The organism is Dasania marina DSM 21967 (assembly GCF_000373485.1).
Classification (GTDB): Bacteria; Pseudomonadota; Gammaproteobacteria; order Pseudomonadales; family Dasaniaceae; genus Dasania; species Dasania marina.
In genome coordinates, this window is sequence record NZ_KB891585.1 from 552,200 (window position 1) to 570,755 (window position 18,556).

Sequence of the window (18,556 nt, forward strand, 5' to 3'; positions counted from 1 at the left end):
AAATAATCCCCTCCCAACCACCAAACACAAGGCATAAAAAAAGCTGCAACTGCAGCCTTATTAACTCCCTCTTGAAGCTTACAACTTAAAGCTTACCGCTCATCGCCTGCGATGTTTTTATTCCGGCACCTCAAAAAAATCTACTACGCCGGTTTCTAAAGAATACTCCGCACCCACGATCATCAAATCGTCGTTGCGTATTAAATCCTCTAATATTTCAGAGCCATGGCGCAACTGCTGCACCGAAGCTTCTATATTGGCCCTTACCGCAAAATCTAAAAACTCGCGCTCATCACAGCCCTGCCTTTTGTTGAGTAGAGGCTCTACCACCGGCTTGATACGATTAACAATAGAGCGCAGGTTTTTTGAGCGTATATCTACCGGCAAATCTAATTGATCAATAGTCGCTTTCACGGCGCCACAATCAGAATGGCCTAACACTATCACTAAACGCGTACCAAACTGCTCGGCGGCAAACTCCACGCTACCGATACCAGAAGGCGCAACGATATTGCCCGCAACTCTAATCACAAATAAGTCACCCAAGCCATGATCAAAAATAATTTCGGCGGGCGCGCGCGAGTCGGAACAGCCCAATACTATCGCGAAGGGTGCCTGCCCACCCACTAACTCATTGCGACGATTAATGGTGGACATTTTGGCTCTATCATCATCACTGGTAAAACGTTGATTACCCTCTTTTAAGCGAGTTAGTGCCTCTAGTGCTGTAATCATATAAGCCTCTTAGTCATCAACATTACTACTTATCGGGATTACCCCTACATTATTGTTTGGAGCTATGCCAACAATATTGCTGGGCAGTATAAACAAAGTTAAAAAACTGCACCACTCACTAATCCGCTAAAAAAACGGCACACGTACAGCTATTACTTACCCCACTCCTTTTCCATCGCTAAGTATAAAAAGGAAGCCGTCCAAGTAATTAACACCAGGCCAGTTAAAGACTCTACCCCCGTTAAAAATCGCAGCTCAGCAGTTGGGTAAATATCACCAAAGCCCAATGTTGTATAGCTGGTAAAAGAAAAGTAAACACAATCTAAGAAACTGCCATCAACATGGCCCTGCAGGCTGCCCCACCACCCTGTTTGTATCATGGCGTAATAGGTGAAAGCAAAAAGCCATATCTCTATAGCATGAGCAACCAAGGCAACTAACACACCAGTAACAATGCGGTAGCGCGGGTTAAAAGACCACGTCAATAAATACGAGGACATGCGCGCCAAAAACTCATAATGTATTAACACCGATGTAGCTACCACAACAGTGATAATGATAGAGACTATAAACACCGTTAGCACCCCATGTTTTTTAACGCTGAAAGATCAAAGCCTAAGCGTTTTCTTTTTTATCGGGCAAGCTCATTTTTAACAAAATATATCCGACGATACCGGATAGTAAAGAACCGATTATGATACCCAAACGCTCATTAAATAATAAATTCACACCGGTCTCCTCAAAGGCCAGAGAGCTGATAAACAAACTCATAGTAAAACCTATGCCACAAATCGCCGACGTGGCATATAAACTCAACCAGTTCATTTTGTTAGGCATACGGGTAATACCCAGCTTAATCACTAATGCACACAGTAAAAATACACCTACCTGCTTACCCACAAACAAGCCCAGGGCTATACCCAAAGGTACATCATGTAACAGCTGCTCCATCCCAACTTTAGATAAGTTAATACCGGCATTGGCAAAAGCAAAAACGGGTAATACAAAAAAAGCTACTGCGCTATGCAAATCATGCTCTAGGCTTTTTAAGGGGGAATACTTCGGATCCCTCTTGGATCGTATCGGTATAAAAACAGCCAGAATGACACCTGCCAAGGTGGCATGCACGCCCGATTTAAGCATAGCTACCCACATAATAGCGCCTACTATTATATAGCTACTACGCGACTCTACGTGCTTACGGTTCATAATAAACAATACCGGCAAACAGCAAGCCACTACCACTAACGCCAAAGTAGAAATTTTTGAGGTGTAAAATATAGCGATAATAATGATGGCGCCGATATCATCAAAAATTGCCAGCGAGGTTAAAAATATTTTGACGCTCACCGGCACACGCGAACCTAATAGCGACAATACCCCTAGCGCGAAAGCAATATCTGTTGCGGCTGGTATGGCCCAACCTTGGGCGGCTATAGGATCATCGGCATTAAAGTAAAGGTAAATTAACGCTGGCACTACCATACCGCCTACAGCACCTACTGCCGGCAAAATAATATTGCGCTTATCGCTAAGCTCACCCTCTAATAATTCACGCTTAAGCTCTAAACCCACCAAAAAGAAAAATACCGCCATCAAGCCGTCATTTATCCACAGCAGTAATGGCTTAGCTATATGTAAGGCTCCTACTCGAATCTCTACCGGTGTGCCTAGTAGTAAGTTGTAATACTGGCGCAACTCTGTGTTGGCGCAAATTAGCGCCGCCACTGCTGCCAGCATTAAAATAATGCCGCCTGCAGCTTCAAATTGGAAAAAACGTTGCACAAAAGACTTGGGGTCTAACGGTTGCGGGTCTGAGCTCATATAATCGCTTTCAACTTACTTGGGGGTTTACTTAGGGCTAAGCTAAGTTGTGAGTTAACTTGAAGTCTAAACAGTAAGGTCAATAGCCACTGTTGCCAGCTGAGCTGGGCCGATAAGCTTACAAGTTTTTTGCACTGTTGAAAACAAAAGCTCAAACCGATCAAGTTACAAGCAATTCTGGCCAGCCGTGCTCATCCAGGTAGGCTTGCAAATTTTTAGGGCGATACTTGTCGTTTTTTAACCAACGCTGCTTAACCGAGTCATGAATTAATACAGCATCTTGGCCATGATCAATCTCACGCCAATAAGGCTTTTTAACCCTATAAAAACTACGCCGTGAATTATATAAGGTGGCCGAGGGGCTGGGCTTGGCATTTTGAATGATATGGGGCTCTATGGCTAAGCCCGCCTTATTAGCCTCTTGCAGCATCCACAGCAAGGGGGTGTCCGAAAGTAGGCTGCCATCTTTATCGGGCTTATAACTACCCCCTATGTTGCTGTGGGCACCGGCAAACCAAACTTGTTGTATATCCATATTAGGCTGGGGCTGCCAAATGGTCGGTTCAAAGTCGCTGCGGTTTTCGTCTATAGCCATGGCGTGTCTGGCGATGCGTATATTGCTACCTATTTTGGTATCGTAAAATTCATCCTTATCTTCAAACAAGCCTAAAAACGACACCGGTATGCCCATAGCGCCTACTGTATCCCACACCCCAACAAAGGTTATTTCCCTAGAAGGCTGAGAGTATTGCTGGCGAAACAAGATAGACTTGTCCCCTCTAGGGGCATAGGCCGCACCGCTTTTTTTATAATGGTTAAAGGCCTGCTGTATTAACGCGGCATCCGGGCGCTTAATAATGCCGCAATTGTTAATTAAGCCACAGAGCGAACGTATGGTGTAGGCACCGCGGCTAAAGCCAAATAAAAAAATCTCATCCCCCGGCGAGTAGTTTTGGACGATATAACGATAATCGTCCATGATATTTTTATGCAGGCCGCGGCCAGTAGCGCCGCCCACAAACGCATCGTGGTAAGAGCCTACCCCCCAATCGTAAAAGACCTGCTGCGGGATAAGCTGCTGCGCTTCTTTAGCCAAGGGCTGAATGGCTCTAGCGAGCTTTAACACATTGGTGGGGAAGTCCTCACTGAGGTCTTCTTCGGGTTTATTCCACGTGCCATCGGCACAGATCACAATTCTTTTTTTCATGATTGCTCTCAATATCCGTATTGCTTGTTAACACTAACGCCAGCAGCCATTGCCACACTTGGCCTAGCTGTGTCGCTTATTGCCTACGTTATAGTTATTAACACCCTCAATTTCAAGGGTAAAAATACCCCTTACTTCAGAATATAGCACGGCCAGATCTAGCGGATTCAAAGACTACGAATAGCTAGTTAGCAAACATAATCCGGCACCATTTTTATCAGAGCTATAGCCGTAACTATCTAGGGCATGGTCTAGGGCATTGTACTAGGGCGTTATTCTAGGACATTGTTCTAGAACGCTGTATTTATAGGGAACTAGCGGAGGCTTGAGAAAACAGGACAACAAACCTGAACCAACCCTGGTACAGCTTGCAATATTGACTATAGCAGCGCCTAGGCGACACCGCTGAAATTTATAACGCTTTAACCGTAAAAAGCTAGGCGATTTTTGTTAAGACAGCCGTGCTATCACGGTGCGAATATAGTGGCATTCATTAATACCCTACACCAAAACTTGCCGCGTACTAGCGATGAATTGATGCACTTGATGCTCAACCTCAGGCTCAACCATCTGTTCGGGGCGACAGCCGTTTGGGCAGGCCATTTTGGGGGTTGTACCAAACAATCGGCAAATCAGTGGCCGTTCACCGTATACCTCACAACCCTTTGGGCCTAAGTGCACACAGTTAAACTCATTTAATGCCGCCTCATGCTCCGCATCAGACTTCACCGGCAGGCGTGACATTTCTTCTGAAGAAGTCGTTACCGGCCCACAACAATCGTGACAGCCGGGAATGCATTCAAAGGTCGGGATTTCTTCGCGTAGTCGCGCGATGATGTAGCGGTCGTCGGTCACTTATGCCCACCTGTTATGCAGATTGCTGTCATTGTTGTTCCGTGTTTTAAGTATTCAAGGCTGATGATTTTTTGGGGGGGAGTATTATTTGGATAGTTTGTGATACGTGAAACCTGACACTGACACTGACACTGACACTGACACTGACACTGACATTATTTTTAGGCATTGTCTGTTAAGTGTAAAGTTTCTCAAATGCATAAACCAACACTATATTTTCTAGCAAGTATGGATTACATGTATGCTCAAATTCTTGCATTTGCTTGGCACTGTGCTTATTTGGCTCCGACAAGATGGCAGCGGTTGGGGCAAAGGCTTTTAGTAATACGCCACCGGACTCAATCGCATTTAAACCGCTAGCAAACATGGATGCGACCTCGAAATCTGAGGTCCAGCAAAAGCCAATTTTATTTTGTTCGTAAAGAAACCTACATTCGCCTCTGTATAGAATCATGCCTTCTCCCTCGTATCCCGGAAGAACTAGCGTTAAAACACTTGCTATAAGCTCATCGTTTTCAACCTTACGACGGAGATGGCCACCGTTTACTGTCCATAGAGTATGCACTCTATCTCGGTTAAAGCTTAGTGATTCGTAATTCTCTAATATGTACTTAAAAACTTTATTCCATTCAGAACCGCTCACATCTGAATCGTATACTCCCTTACAAAAACCTTCGACAATTAAATTCAAATTCTCCATGCTCGATCTCGCTTGAGAATACTAAACATCCGATTAAACAGAACAGATCCATTTATAACCATTCCTTTGTTTAAACAACTAACCACCCTCCAAGATCAACAAAGCAGAAGTTGTAATACTTACATTTCTGAAAACACCACAACCGCCTACTCCAAAACCTCATCAATCACCAACTCAACCACAGCTTCCCCAGCACTATCCACAGGCCCAACCAGCCCCTGTAAATCGCCCGCCGCAGCATTAGCTATACCCTGCGACGATATACGCGCCACAACTTCAACTTGGGCAAATTTTGACAAGCTCATGCCCGGTGCCATGGCCATGCTTTCATCCAAGCGTACGGTGGTGGGTAAATCGGCTACGGTAAGCCGGGCCACCGCTAAAGGCATTTTTGGGCCGTTGATGGCTCTGGCATAAATAAACACCGGCGCATCACTGGCTGCATGTAACGTCGCCGCTATGCTGACCTTCACCATAATGACAGGGCCACTGCTAACCGCTTGCTCAACTTGCTGCCTCTCTTGCTGCCCATCCTGCTCAGGTATCATGGCATTAGCCTGCTCTACCCCTTGCTGTATCATTTTTGCGGTTGGCGATTGCGGATCTAATAAGGTCAATAAACGCCGCCAATAATGTACGGCTTGCGGAAAATTTTGCTGCTCAAAGCTGGCCATGCCCATCATGCCTAACACGGTACCATTATTAGGCTGTAGTTCTAACGCACGCTCGGCAATACGCTGGCTCACGGCATCCAGCTGGCGACCTTGCGCCATGTATCGGGCTTGAGCATACAAGCCCATCACCACCGGCGCTTCGCCAGCAACATCTAATACAGATTTAAAACTTTGCTCAGCAGCGGCGTATTGCTGCAAACGCATTTGGGTACGCGCTAATAACATCCAGTGATGCGGCTGATCAGGATTATCAGCCAGCTGTTGCTGCAACTGACTCACCAACTGGCTGGCTTGCTGTTGTAGCTGCGCCTCGTCACTCGCCTGCTCTACCCTTTGCATCTGTTCTATTATTGCGATTTCTGCTTGGGCGCCGGTGTGCTGGTATAAAGACCAGGCCGCCAATGGTAGGGCTAATAACAAACCCAACACCCAAGGCCATAGTGGCATAGACGAGGTGTTAGCTTTGATTTGCTCAGGGACATCATCTAATAAACGATGCTGTAAATCGGCTTTTAAAGCCTCGAACTCTTCAGCACTGTAAGCCCCCTGCTCGCACTCTTGGGTGAGCTCGGCCAAGCGTTGCTCAAAGGCTAAAACATTGGCCTCGCTACGTTGTTGCTGTTGTTGCCGGGTGCGCCGGTGTACCACTAAGGGCATTAACGCAAAGGCCAGCGCCAAGGCGCACAACAAGGTTGCCACCACTACAAATTCACTCATGGTCGCGCCTCTTTAGTAACTGCTTTAATTTTTCTTGTTCTTGCGTGTTTAGCTGCTCGCTGGCTTCCGTGTTTCTCGCGGCCACTTGTTTGCGTATCACCAATACTACGACGACTACCGCCAATAATAAAAACAGTGCCGGCGCTAACCACAGCACCAAGGTCTGTTTGTTTAACGGCGGCCGGTATAACACAAATTCGCCGTAGCGCTGCACCATAAACTGGGTGATTTCTTGATCGCTATAGCCCTCGTGTAACAGGCGATGTAACTCGTTACGCAAATCTTGTGCGATAGGTGAGTTAGAGCCCGACAGGTTTTGGTTTTGACACTTGGGGCAACGCAACTCTTGGGTAAAATGCTGGTAGCGCTTACGCAGTACCTCGTTATCAAACTGGTAAGTTTCTATTACCGCAGTCGCTGTTAGCGACAACAGCAATAAACTTAATGCCAATAATAATCTCATCCGTCGCTAGGCTCCTGCTGGCTATAGTCTGCACGCTCTTGCTGTAATTGTTCGATTAAGGGTAAAAACTTTTGTGACCACACTTGGCCTGTCATAGGCCCTTGATGGCGCATGCGCACAAAACCGCGGTGATCTATCACATAGGTTTCAGGCGCACCGGTTACGCCTAAATCTAAACCCAGCTTGCCCTGGGCATCAACAATATTAAAACGGTAGGGGTTGCCCTTGTTTTTTAACCAGCGCAACGCCTCTTTATTTTCGTCTTTGTAATTAATGCCATAAATCACCACATCTAACTTGCTTGCCAGGTAATTTAAGTAGGGGTGCTCTATATGGCAGGAAGGACACCACGTAGCCCACACATTGATTAGGGCAATATCACCCAACAAATCTTCAGCTTGCACTACCTGCTGATCATTCTCTAACTTGGGCAAGGTAAATTTGGGCAGCGGTTTATTTAATAATGCCGAAGGCAACGCTTGCGGGTCGTAATCACCCTCACTAATACGGCCCATGGTGCTATAAAAAAAAGAGCCCACTAACATAAAAATAATGAGTGGGATAAATAATTTAAACCTAGTCATAGTTAACCTATAGAAAGAGTTGCAGCCGCGCTGGCCGCCGAGGTATTTTTTGCCGTAGCTTTTACACGATAGCGCTTATCTAAAACCGCCAGCACACCACCGAATGCCATAATTAAAGCGCCCAGCCACATCCAACGCACAAAGGGTTTGTAGTGCAGGCGTACCGCCCAAGCTCCACCGCCCAAGGGTTCACCCATGGCAACATAGAGGTCGCGCATAAAACCTGGGTCTATATCGGCTTCGGTCATTACCTGGCCTTGCTGGGCAAAATACCGGCGTTTTTCAGGATTAAGTGTGGCGACTAGCTCACCGTTTTGCAGCACATTAATAATGCCCTGCTCACCGTCGTAGTTAGGACCTTGAATTTTTTTCGAGCCTTTAAACTCAAACTGATAGCCTGCCATGTCGGCGATATCGCCAGGCAACATGCGCAGGTCGCGCTCAACACTGTATTGGCTGGTTAAGCATACGCCTAAGGCACACACCGCCATACCTACATGGCCTAACACCATGCCGTAGTAGGCACGGCTTAAACGCCGTAAGCCTTTACCTAGAGAGCCCGCATTGCGGGTTTTTTCGCGTATATCCACCACCATGCTCAACACCAACCACAGTGAAAAACACACCGCCAACGCGGCCGCAATGTTATAACTTTCAGCCATCAAGAAAGGGAACAACAAACCACAAACAATACTAGCCAAGGCGGCTATTAATAATTGGCCACGCAAATACAATGCGTTGGTTTTTTTCCAGCGCGCGCTGGGGCCTATACCCATAAACACAAACAGTAAAGCCATAATAGGCACAAACACCGCATTAAAATACGGCGGCCCCACTGAATATTTACCAAGGCCCATGGCATCCACAATTAAGGGGAACAAGGTGCCAAACAATACTGTTAGCATGGCTGCTAACAACAGCACATTGTTAATCAATAAAAATAATTCGCGGGATAGCCAACCAAAATGGCTGCGGCTGGCCACGGTAGGCGCGCGCAAAGCGTAGAGCGTTAAGGAGCCACCCACCACTAAAAACAAGAACATTAAAATAAACATGCCGCGCTCGGGATCTGCAGCAAAAGAATGCACCGAGGTTAATATGCCCGAGCGTACCAAGAAAGTACCCAGTAAGCTTAATGAGAAAGCGATAATGGCCAGTAACACCGTCCAACTTTTAAACACACCACGCTTTTCGGTGGCCGCTAAAGAATGAATTAACGCTGTGCCGACTATCCAAGGCATAAACGAAGCGTTTTCTACCGGGTCCCAAAACCACCAGCCGCCCCAACCTAATTCGTAATAGGCCCACCAGCTGCCCAAGGCTATGCCTACGGTTAAAAAGGCCCAAGCGATATTAGTCCACGGCCGCGACCAACGCGCCCATGCTGCATCTAAACGGCCACTGCTTAGCGCAGCAATAGCAAAGGCGAAAGCCACCGAAAATCCCACATAACCCACATACAACATAGGCGGGTGTATCACCAACCCAAAGTCTTGTAACAAAGGGTTGAGGTCGGCGCCTTCGCTGGGCACGTTAAATAATTGCCGTGTAAAAGGGTTGGAGGTAAACAACGAGAAGGATAAAAAACCTACCGAGATCATGCCCATAACCGACAACACTCTCGCCACCATATCCAGCGGCAATTGCCGGCTAAACAGCGCTACCGCCATACTCCACAGCGATAATATCCACACCCACAATAATAATGAGCCTTCGTGGTTACCCCATACCGCGCTGAATTTAAAAATATCAGGCAATAAGGTATTAGAATGGCTAGCCACCAACACCACCGAGAAATCACTTTGTAAAAATAAAACGCAGAGCACGATAAATGACAAAGTGATAAAAACAAACTGCCCCGCCGCTAATGATCTGGCAGTGGCCATTAAGGCGCGATTGCCCGTAATGGCCCCCAGTAAAGGTAAGGCCGACTGCAACAGTGCTAAAGCCAAGGCTAATATTAAGGCGAAGTGTCCGTATTCTGGCAGCATAGTAAGCTCTATTAGTAAGAAGAAGCGGCGGGGGTGTCGGCGGAGTTGTCGCCTGGCTTTTGTTTAGACGTTGATTGCTCAGAGTTTAATTGTTCAGAGTTTGATTGCTCAGAGCTTGATTGTTCAATAGTTGATTGCTTAGAAGCTAACTGCGCATCATCTAACGCCGATTGTACTTCCGGCGGCATATAATTTTCATCATGCTTGGCCAACACTTCGGTGGCAATAAATACGCCCTGCGCATTCAGCTGGCCAGAGGCAACCACGCCCTGCCCCTCACCAAATAAGTCAGGCAGTATGCCCACATAGGTCACCGGCACATTGGCGCTATAATCGGTAACAACAAAATCTACCCGTAAGCTATTGGGGTCACGTTTAACACTGCCCTCTAGCACCATGCCGCCGGCACGTATGTTTTTGCCTATAGGCACATTACCCGCCGCTATTTCGGCGGGAGGATAAAACAAATTGATATTGGCGCGCAAAGCATAAGCGGCCAAAGCCACCGCCAAAGCACTACCGGTAATAATTAACAATACAACGATTAAACGCTGCTTACGCACTGGATGCATAGTGACTTAACCCTGGTTAGATAAATCGAGTGTGCTGGGCTCAGCAGAGGCTTGAGAGCCTAGCGGCAACTGTTCGCGGCGCAATTGCATGCGCTGCTGTAATAACAAACGACGTTTACGCATTAGCGGGCTGATGATCACTAACAGCAAAACCACAGCGGTAATGCCATAGGCTGCCCACACATAGGGGCCATGGCCATCCATTGCCAGCAGTGCTGCTACATTTTCGAAATACATGTGCGTCCTGTTTATTGCTGCTATTGCCGTTGTTATAAGTGATGCTACTGTCGCGGCTAGGCCGCGGCTAAAGCTTTAACCCATTTGGTTTTGCGCTCTCTATACAAAATTTCGCTGCGGCTAAACAATAATAAAGCCACCACAAAAAAGGCATAGAAACCGCTAATCATTAATAATAAGGGGTAAAGCATTTCGGGGTGTATGGTGGACTCTTCGGTTAGTTTAATGGTGGCGGGCTGGTGCAAGCTATACCACCACTCTACAGACCAATAAATAATGGGAACGTTCACGCAACCCACCAAACTTAATACCGCACTGGCCTTAGAGGCCGACTCGCTATTTTCAAAAGCCTCGTATAAGGCCAGCACACCTAAGTATAAAAAGAACAAAATCAACACCGAGGTAATGCGTGCATCCCATACCCACCACGTACCCCAAGTAGGCTTGCCCCAGATCGAGCCGGTTAACAAAGCAATAAAGGTTAAAGCGGCGCCTATGGGCGCGCAGCTGCGCATTACCACATCGGCTAGCTTCATTTTCCAAATTAAGTGTATGGCGGCGGCAAAGGCCATCACCATATAACAGGCCATAGAGACGGCCGCAGCAGGCACATGAATAAAGATAATCCGGTAGCTATTACCCTGCCTAAAATCCGGCGGCGCAAAGGCCAAACCCCACACGGTGCCTATCAACAAACAGGCCACAGCCAATACGGATAACCACGGCAGCCACTTACCACTGATATCATAAAACCAGCGCGGCGAACCCAGCTTGTGAAAAAATGCCCACATCAGTAGAAAATCTCATTATCGTTTGGGCTGCGATTATACAAGAAACCCAGCACACAAGTAATTAACCTAACCCAGCCTTTGGCTTAAAAGTCTTTTTATATCAATTATTAACCACCGAGTGGGTGCTAGCCCGCTATATTAAGACGCTATCGCACGCTATCAAGACACCCACAACGCACGCTATCAAGACACCCACAATAACAACGTAGCCTTAACCGCTATCAAGACACCAGCATCTTAACAAGACACCCACGGCAACATGTTATTAAGACACCCACCGCAAGCACGTCTGCTAAGCCCTAGTTGAAACTCAATGTCTGCCATAAGACTGATCTATATCAAAACCCAAGGCGAACAAAAAACATACACTACGGGCAATTATTCATCAGCTTTAGCCATAAACCCACTCGCGAGGTGACAACCCATGAACGCCAACAACCTAACACCGCGGCAGCAAGATCAAGCCACCATGAACAATATCAAGCGCCTAGTGGCTGCACTTATCGCCCTATCCGCCCTGCTGATAGTCACTGTTAGCATTGTTGGCAGCTAAACCTTCAGCCTATTAATTATCCACACTAATTTTGACTCCAGCCGCTATAGCCAAAGGCGACAGGCTCAACGCCAGAGCCAACATGGCCCCCAGCACCGCCAGCAAACCGCCATAGGCAAAGCCATCTATCGCCGCCTCTACCACCGCCACACCAAAAATCAGCACTGGTACGTATAAGGGCAAGATAATCAGCGAGAGTAGCACCCCACCCTTGCGTAAACTTACGGTCAAAGCGGCACCTATGGCGCCAATTAGACTAAGCACGGCCGAGCCTATCAGCAAACTCAACATCAAGGCCGGCACCCCGGCGCTGGGTAGCTGTAATAATAAGGCTAATAACGGCGACATCAGTGCCAAAGGCAGGCCGGTGAGCATCCAGTGCGCCATACTTTTGGCCAACACCTGCAAATACAGCGATACCGGGCTGAGTATCATTTGCTCTAGGCTGCCATCATCAAAATCACCCCGAAACAGGGTGTCGCTGGATAATAAGCAGGCTAATAAGGCCACTACCCACATAATGCCCGGCGCCATTTCGGCTAGCTTCTGCGGGCTGGGGCCTATACCTAAGGGAAATAGCGAGCACACAATTAAAAAGAATATCAGCGGATTGGCGAAATCACTGCGGCGGCGATAGGCCAACAGCAAGTCACGTTGCAGGGTGGCGCGAAAGCCCGCCCAGATGGAAAGCTGCGCATTATCCACCTAGCACCACCTTATTTAAGGTCATCGGTAAATTGAGGTCATGGTGGGTGGTTAACAGCACACTCCCGCCCTGCTGGGCATGCTGCACTATCCAGCCCTCTAACTCGGCCACCCCTTTTTTGTCGATGGCAGTAAAGGGCTCATCCAATATCCACAGCGGTGTATGGCTAATAAACAAACGGGCCAGAGCGACTCTGCGCTGCTGACCTGCCGATAGCGAGTAACAAGGGGCATCCTCATAACCGTACAGGCCTACCTTAGCCAGCGCGGCATCTATGGCATCATGAGCCTGCACGCCCTTAACGGCGGCGTGCCATTGTAAATTTTCCCTGGGGCTTAATACCGATTTAATGCCCGACTGATGCCCTAAATACAGCAACTCACTCAAGTATTGATGACGCACCGCTTTAATCGCTTGGCCGCGCCAAAAAATCTCACCGCTATAACGTGAGGATAAACCACACAGCACTCGCAGCAAGGTGGTTTTGCCGCTGCCGTTGGGGCCTTCCACCTGATAGATTTCACCCTCTGCCACCGACAGATTCAGCTGCTGCACCAGCAGCCTTTCGTCGCGCTCGCAGTTTAGCGCCTGTGTTGCAATTAATACCGACAAAAAACGGCCACCTTCTAGCTTGCTAATAGGGTTACAAAAAAACAGCCAGCCAACGCTAAAGCAAAGTTACTGCTCCAGCAGCCGATATACTGGCTGTACGGAAAAATTGTCAATGATTGTGAGGCAGGCTTGGTTTAAGCTGTGGCCTACGGCCATTATTATCATTGGCGGATATTATATACATTTTCAACCAGTTAGCACCGGGTAAGGTATGTCACTGCTTAGCAATCATCTACTCAATAGCACCGTTACCCTTAAATCGGCCGCCGTTAGCAATAGCAGCCTATTTAAACCCGGCGTGATTGAGGCCATCGTCTTAAGCAATAGCCCGCTACTCAATAACGGCAAGGCACAGGTTGAACAATTTCAAGCGCGCCTGCAACCGCAAGCCAACAATAACAACGGCGAAGCCGCCAGCAAGCCCCTAGACATTATCAGCAAACTGCCGTTAACGGTGGGCAGCAAAATACAACTGCAAATCAATGCCGATAACAGCGCCACCATTATCGCAGCTAGCTCAGCCAAAAACAGTGTAATCTCGGCCAAGCCACCCGCCGCCAACACGCCAAACCATAACAGCACCGCACCGCAAACTACTGCAACAACGAGTAAAAGCGCGCAGCCCGTACAGCAGCTTATTGACACCGCGCTGCGCTTAGCCCTGCCACAGCAGCTTGCGTTAAAAAGCCTACTGCCCTTGCTACAGCATCTTAGCCTAGCACCTGAAAGCCCCCTGCCCGCAGCTATCAGCAAAAACATTAAAAGCCTGCTGGCCAACATACCCAGCCCCAGCCAAGCCCAAGACCCCAAACAATTAAAACGCGCCCTGCTTAATAGCGGCACTTTTTTTGAAAGCAAATTAAAGCGCCTAGTGATAGATAGCAGCAACCGCAGCCAACAACACAGCAAACTCAACCCCGAACAACTGGCCAAGCTACCCAGCGAGCAACACTACCAAAATCGCGATGGCGCCATTATTAATGCCGACAGCAAAGCCAAAACCCAACAACTGATACGCCAAATAGAACAACTCATCGGTAAGCCCATAAACCCCGCTAACGCAAAAAACAGCCACACTGGCACACAAGATGACAGTGCCAGCAAACTCTTATTAGAACTCAGCCAGCTAAAAAGCCCAGAGCTAAACGCCAGCAATACAGCCAAATCCAGCAACGTTAGCAGCAAAGATAATGTCGACATCATGCTGCAGCAATTAGGGCGGCAGTTGCTCGCTACCTTAGCGAAAACCCAACTCCACCAACTCGACAGCCTAAACCCGCGCAGCCAAAGCAGTAACGAAGCCAGCCCAAACAGCAGTTGGAGTTTAGAGCTGCCCATTATGCAAGGCAAACAAGTAGACAATGTCGAAATAAAAATAAATCAACAAGACAGCGACAAGGAAAAAAATAAAGGTAAGAAACAATGGCAGGTGATGTTAGATTTTGATTTGCACAAACTCGGAAAAATGAGCGTAGAGCTCATTGTTATCGACAAAAGTGTTTCGGCCACGGTATGGTCTGAATTAGAAGCCGCCCACCGCGTGGTTAAAAAAGAAATAGACCACTTAAGAACAGGGCTGGAAAAAATTGGCGTCAATGTTAAAAAAGTCGATTGTAAAATAGGCCTACCTAAAAAACAGCCGCAACATTTACAGCCCTTAGTGGATGTACGCACATGAGTGACTACCCGCAAGAAAAAAAAGCCGTCGCCCTATTTTACGATGGCAGCAACGCCCCCAACGTCACCGCCTCGGGAGCCGGCGATATCGCCGAACAAATTATTGCCTTGGCCCGCGAACACAAAGTACCCCTATTTGAAAACGCACCGCTGTTAAACCTATTAGCCGAAATAGGCGTAGGCGAAGAAATACCCGAAACACTATATTTATGCATCGCACAGGTCATTGCTTTTGCTTATAAAATACAGGGTAAAACGCCGGATTAATCCGGTCGCTAGTGAATAGTCTCTAGTTCCTAGCGGAAAGTCACTAGAGGGTAGGCACTAGTAAAAAGTCATACCGGCCTTGCGCCGGTATCCATAGATGCCGGGTCGAGGCCCGGCATGACAGAAAAAACATTATCGCTAGCGTCTTTCATCTAGCGACTAGAGACTATCAACTAGCGACTCCAAACAAGAGACTGATGCCATGCCCAAAATAACCGTCTATTACGATGGCGCCTGCCCTAGTTGTGTTAGAGATAGAACCCAGTATGAAAAAATTGCCGGTGATGGCAATAAGGATATCTGCTGGTTTGACATCACTAATAAAGACGATGAATTATTGGCGCTAGGCATTAATCCTAAAAAAGCGCTCACCGAGTTACATATACAGCACGAGCAAAAAGGTATTTTATCTGAGATGGATGCCTATATAGAACTCATGGCTAGAACCACCCTACTCAAACCCTTGGCATGGCTGCTAGCATTGCCTATTATTAAACCACTAGTTAGTCGTATTTATCATTGGCAAGTTACCCGGCGTTTACAAAAACAAGGGCGTTTATAACGACCAAACAATTATTTAAGGACGTATTATGGATGCAAACTTTTGGCATCAAAAATGGCAGAACAATGAAATAGGCTTTCACCTAGCCGAAGCCAACCCTTTACTGGTCAAACATATAGAACAATTACAGCTGGCAACGGGCAGCCGTGTTTTTTTACCCCTATGCGGAAAAACACGTGATATCGCTTGGCTGTTGGCTAACGGCCTGCACGTGGTCGGTGCCGAGTTAAGCGAGCTGGCGGTACAACAGTTGTTTGAGGATTTGGCGATTACCGCTGAGGTTACTGACCACGGCAATTTAAAACACTACCAAGGAAAAAACATCGAGCTATGGGTAGGTGATATTTTTACCTTAACAAAACAGCAGCTGGGGCCGGTAGATGCTATTTACGATAGAGCGGCACTAGTTGCCCTGCCGTTAGAAGTACGCAAACGCTATAGCGCACACTTAACAACAATCACCAATACAGCAGCGCAACTGTTAATTTGTTTTCAGTACGACCAGCAACTGGTAGCTGGCCCACCTTTTTCCATTAGCGATGAGGAGGTACAGCAACATTATGAGGAAAAATATAACGTAGCATTGCTAGAAAAGGTGGCAGTAGAAGGTGGATTAAAAGGCCTATGCCCTGCGACCGAAAGCGTTTTCTTGCTAAGCCGCAGCTAAGCGATTGGGCAAGATAATAGCGGGTGATTTATTTATCCCGCCAAACACTCTCGTTTTTACATATGAGTGACGTACACATTTTTACTGCTTGCTAAGCGCTAGCGTAAACTCCCACCATAATAAAAAACCCAGTCATTGCTGACTGGGTTTTTTATAGAGTAGCTATTATTACAGCACTTATATAACGGCGCCTTTATTACCGCGCTTGCGCCGCTGAACGCTGCTGTATCATGCTCATGAGCTGCGCCTCTGATTCAGATAAACCAAAACGCTCAGAGAGTTGCTCGGCATCCACTCCCTGCTCGGCCATGGCTTCGGCTTGGCCATAGGGTTGAAACTCAGCGCTAATTTGCAATTTTTCTTGTTCACTAACCACAGTGCTGAGCTTTTTTTCTACCTGTATCAGGTGCTGGCCTACGCCTATAGCGCCGTTATTAACCGCCTCTAACTCACGGTTAAATTGTGCCATTTTTTCACTCAAACTAGTCTCTAGTTGCTCCAACTTATTGCGGCTTTTAATCGCATAGCTAGAAACACCTACAGAGTAAGCGGCGAGTACCAATAAGGCGCCCCACATTAGCATGCTATTTTCTCGCTATATTTCTTCTACTTCTGTCCATTGCTGGTCAGTCAGTAGTTTATCCAGCTCTACTAATATGAGTAGCTGGTCATTTTTATTACACACGCCCTGGATAAATTTGGCACTTTCTTCGTTGCCGACATTGGGTGCGGTTTCTATTTCTGATTCACGCAGGTAAACCACTTCGGCAACGGCGTCTACCAATATGCCTACGACATGGCTTTCGGATTCGATAATCACGATACGGGTCTGTTCACTAACCTCGCTGGACGTTAAACCAAAACGATGACGGGTATCGATAACGGTTACTACGTTACCCCGTAAATTAATAATACCCAGCACATAGGCTGGTGCACCGGGCACGGGAGCAATTTCGGTGTAGCGTAAAACCTCTTGCACCTGCATTACGTTAATGCCGTAGGTCTCACCATCTAAACGAAAAGTGACCCACTGTAGAATGGGATCATCTGCATTTTTTGCTGTATTACTCGCCATGAATCTAAGCCCTTGCTAAACCGAACAAGCCGGTGTCAAAAAATTATCAGTTAACTGCCTAATACTATAGTGCATAGCACTAACTGTGCCAGCCCGAAGTGAAGACCTATCTCGCTTTGTTAGTGCTGCGGTTGCGATCACGCTCTATAAACATAGCAGCCAGTTGGCTGACATCTAACAAGGCACACATGTGGTCGACTACCGTGCCAGCCAGCCAAGGCCTTTTGCTGCGTTCACTGCGCCAACGCACATCCTCTGGGCTTAGGGTAATAGCGCTGGCAACGTCGTCTACCGCCAGGCCCCAATCTACACCATTTATAGAAATAACATAATTAAAATTATCCGCCATACCGTCTTGGTAACGCTCGGGCATCACCACTTTAGCAGTGTTGACGGTGCGTATATTACCCTGCTTAACCGTGAGCAAACCCATAAACCAATCGATTTGGCCGAATAAGGGCGTTAGCTCATCAGTGATGGGGATTATACTGCCCAGCTCTGCCAGCGGCACCGCCAAGGTTAAGCCCCCTACCGAAAACAATAGACATTCAAAACGCTGCTGCGCCCAGCTGGGGCGGCCATTGTCCAGCCACACGGAGCTTGGATGTGCTTGTTGCTGAGGTTCAGGCTCAACCACCACTTCGGCAATGGGCTCTGGGGCTACCACTGCGGGTGCAGGAACTACTGGCGCTGTTGTTTTAAGTATTGGTGCTGATTTAAGCTCAGCAGGTTTGGTGTCAACAACAGGGGGTGGTGCCACCTTGGGCAAAGGCAACTGTAACGCCAAGGGTTTGACGGGTTCGGCATAGGGCTTGCTGTGGCTGTCTTGGTCTATGCGGGCAGCGGCCTGTGATAAGCGTGAACGCCCTACCGGCGCTGGCGATGGCTGATAACTGGCTGGCGGCGGTTGGCTGGGAGCCACTGCGGGTGCCGGGGTACTTTCGCTACTGGGCGCTGCGCCCAGCTCGGTCGGTACCGCATTGCTAGGGTCGGCCGTAGGCGCTAACAGTAAATCCAGATAATCCTGAATTTCATTATTAGGCGGGCTAGGCGGGCTACTCTGCTCAAACTTGCTCATTAACACTAC

Annotated in this window: 23 protein-coding genes; 5 read left to right on the forward strand and 18 right to left on the reverse strand. The window is 47.7% G+C overall.

The genetic code is table 11. The features are described from left to right. Nucleotides 1-117: 117 nt before the first annotated feature. From B067_RS0112135 to B067_RS0112200, 13 genes are all read right to left on the reverse strand, one after another. Entirely contained in the window at nt 118-735 is a 618-nt protein-coding gene (locus B067_RS0112135) for a carbonic anhydrase (protein ID WP_019530354.1), read from the reverse strand. Between the two features lie 152 nt (nt 736-887). Then, nucleotides 888-1,310 (reverse strand): potassium channel family protein, encoded by a 423-nt coding sequence (locus tag B067_RS0112140; RefSeq protein WP_026244616.1) that lies wholly within the window; start codon nt 1,308-1,310, stop codon nt 888-890. A 40-nt stretch (nt 1,311-1,350) separates the two neighbouring features. Beyond that, nucleotides 1,351-2,559: a Na+/H+ antiporter NhaA gene (gene nhaA / locus B067_RS0112145; RefSeq protein WP_019530356.1), complete on the reverse strand. Its 1,209-nt coding sequence runs from the start codon at nt 2,557-2,559 to the stop codon at nt 1,351-1,353. Between the two features lie 160 nt (nt 2,560-2,719). Next, nucleotides 2,720-3,766 (reverse strand): DUF2235 domain-containing protein, encoded by a 1,047-nt coding sequence (locus B067_RS0112155; protein ID WP_019530358.1) that lies wholly within the window; start codon nt 3,764-3,766, stop codon nt 2,720-2,722. 501 nt (nt 3,767-4,267) lie between these two features. Continuing rightward, on the reverse strand, nt 4,268-4,621 hold the full coding sequence (locus tag B067_RS0112160; protein WP_026244618.1) for a YkgJ family cysteine cluster protein: 354 nt from the start codon (nt 4,619-4,621) through the stop codon (nt 4,268-4,270). A 175-nt stretch (nt 4,622-4,796) separates the two neighbouring features. Continuing rightward, entirely contained in the window at nt 4,797-5,321 is a 525-nt protein-coding gene (locus tag B067_RS0112165) for a hypothetical protein (protein ID WP_019530360.1), read from the reverse strand. A 146-nt stretch (nt 5,322-5,467) separates the two neighbouring features. Continuing rightward, nucleotides 5,468-6,712, reverse strand: a complete 1,245-nt coding sequence (ccmI, locus tag B067_RS0112170) for a c-type cytochrome biogenesis protein CcmI (protein ID WP_019530361.1) — start codon at nt 6,710-6,712, stop codon at nt 5,468-5,470. After that, nucleotides 6,705-7,175: a cytochrome c-type biogenesis protein gene (locus tag B067_RS0112175; protein WP_019530362.1), complete on the reverse strand. Its 471-nt coding sequence runs from the start codon at nt 7,173-7,175 to the stop codon at nt 6,705-6,707. Before B067_RS0112175 ends, ccmI begins: the two co-directional genes overlap by 8 nt. Then, complete coding sequence (locus B067_RS0112180) at nt 7,172-7,759, reverse strand: DsbE family thiol:disulfide interchange protein (protein WP_019530363.1); 588 nt, start codon at nt 7,757-7,759, stop codon at nt 7,172-7,174. Before B067_RS0112180 ends, B067_RS0112175 begins: the two co-directional genes overlap by 4 nt. Before the next feature lie 2 nt (nt 7,760-7,761). Further along, entirely contained in the window at nt 7,762-9,750 is a 1,989-nt protein-coding gene (locus tag B067_RS0112185; protein WP_019530364.1) for a heme lyase CcmF/NrfE family subunit, read from the reverse strand. 11 nt (nt 9,751-9,761) lie between these two features. After that, nucleotides 9,762-10,322 (reverse strand): cytochrome c maturation protein CcmE, encoded by a 561-nt coding sequence (ccmE, locus tag B067_RS20370; RefSeq protein WP_019530365.1) that lies wholly within the window; start codon nt 10,320-10,322, stop codon nt 9,762-9,764. Nucleotides 10,323-10,328: 6 nt separating this feature from the next. Further along, nucleotides 10,329-10,559 carry a heme exporter protein CcmD gene (gene ccmD, locus B067_RS0112195; protein WP_019530366.1) on the reverse strand — a complete coding sequence of 77 codons (231 nt, stop codon included), beginning with the start codon at nt 10,557-10,559 and terminating at the stop codon, nt 10,329-10,331. Nucleotides 10,560-10,615: 56 nt separating this feature from the next. Then, the gene (locus tag B067_RS0112200) at nt 10,616-11,350 is read right to left on the reverse strand and encodes a heme ABC transporter permease (protein ID WP_019530367.1); all 735 of its coding nucleotides are present in this window, start codon (nt 11,348-11,350) and stop codon (nt 10,616-10,618) included. A gap of 424 nt (nt 11,351-11,774) precedes the next feature. On the opposite strand from B067_RS0112200, the gene B067_RS22260 reads away from it, so the two are divergent. Next, the gene (locus B067_RS22260) at nt 11,775-11,903 is read left to right on the forward strand and encodes a hypothetical protein (protein ID WP_019530368.1); all 129 of its coding nucleotides are present in this window, start codon (nt 11,775-11,777) and stop codon (nt 11,901-11,903) included. 12 nt (nt 11,904-11,915) lie between these two features. Here B067_RS22260 and ccmB read toward each other — a convergent pair whose 3' ends face one another. Then, nucleotides 11,916-12,608, reverse strand: coding sequence for a heme exporter protein CcmB (gene ccmB / locus B067_RS0112210; protein ID WP_019530369.1), 693 nt, complete (start codon nt 12,606-12,608; stop codon nt 11,916-11,918). Continuing rightward, entirely contained in the window at nt 12,601-13,221 is a 621-nt protein-coding gene (gene ccmA / locus B067_RS0112215) for a cytochrome c biogenesis heme-transporting ATPase CcmA (RefSeq protein WP_019530370.1), read from the reverse strand. Before ccmA ends, ccmB begins: the two co-directional genes overlap by 8 nt. Before the next feature lie 211 nt (nt 13,222-13,432). On the opposite strand from ccmA, the gene fliK reads away from it, so the two are divergent. The 4 genes from fliK (at nt 13,433) to tmpT (ending at nt 16,394) form a co-directional block, all read left to right on the forward strand. After that, a complete protein-coding gene (gene fliK / locus B067_RS0112220; protein ID WP_019530371.1) occupies nt 13,433-14,899 on the forward strand; it encodes a flagellar hook-length control protein FliK in 1,467 nt (488 codons plus the stop codon). Beyond that, nucleotides 14,896-15,165 (forward strand): EscU/YscU/HrcU family type III secretion system export apparatus switch protein, encoded by a 270-nt coding sequence (locus tag B067_RS0112225; protein WP_019530372.1) that lies wholly within the window; start codon nt 14,896-14,898, stop codon nt 15,163-15,165. The genes fliK and B067_RS0112225 overlap by 4 nt, the downstream gene beginning before the upstream one ends. A 202-nt stretch (nt 15,166-15,367) precedes the next feature. Then, nucleotides 15,368-15,727 carry a thiol-disulfide oxidoreductase DCC family protein gene (locus B067_RS0112230; RefSeq protein ID WP_019530373.1) on the forward strand — a complete coding sequence of 120 codons (360 nt, stop codon included), beginning with the start codon at nt 15,368-15,370 and terminating at the stop codon, nt 15,725-15,727. 28 nt (nt 15,728-15,755) lie between these two features. Next, a complete protein-coding gene (tmpT, locus tag B067_RS0112235) occupies nt 15,756-16,394 on the forward strand; it encodes a thiopurine S-methyltransferase (RefSeq protein ID WP_019530374.1) in 639 nt (212 codons plus the stop codon). A 196-nt stretch (nt 16,395-16,590) separates the two neighbouring features. Here tmpT and B067_RS0112240 read toward each other — a convergent pair whose 3' ends face one another. From B067_RS0112240 to B067_RS20375, 3 genes are all read right to left on the reverse strand, one after another. Beyond that, complete coding sequence (locus tag B067_RS0112240; protein ID WP_019530375.1) at nt 16,591-16,977, reverse strand: DUF2802 domain-containing protein; 387 nt, start codon at nt 16,975-16,977, stop codon at nt 16,591-16,593. Nucleotides 16,978-16,989: 12 nt separating this feature from the next. Then, nucleotides 16,990-17,469, reverse strand: coding sequence for a chemotaxis protein CheW (locus tag B067_RS0112245; RefSeq protein WP_019530376.1), 480 nt, complete (start codon nt 17,467-17,469; stop codon nt 16,990-16,992). Nucleotides 17,470-17,575: 106 nt separating this feature from the next. Beyond that, entirely contained in the window at nt 17,576-18,547 is a 972-nt protein-coding gene (locus B067_RS20375; RefSeq protein ID WP_019530377.1) for a chemotaxis protein CheW, read from the reverse strand. Nucleotides 18,548-18,556: the final 9 nt, after the last annotated feature.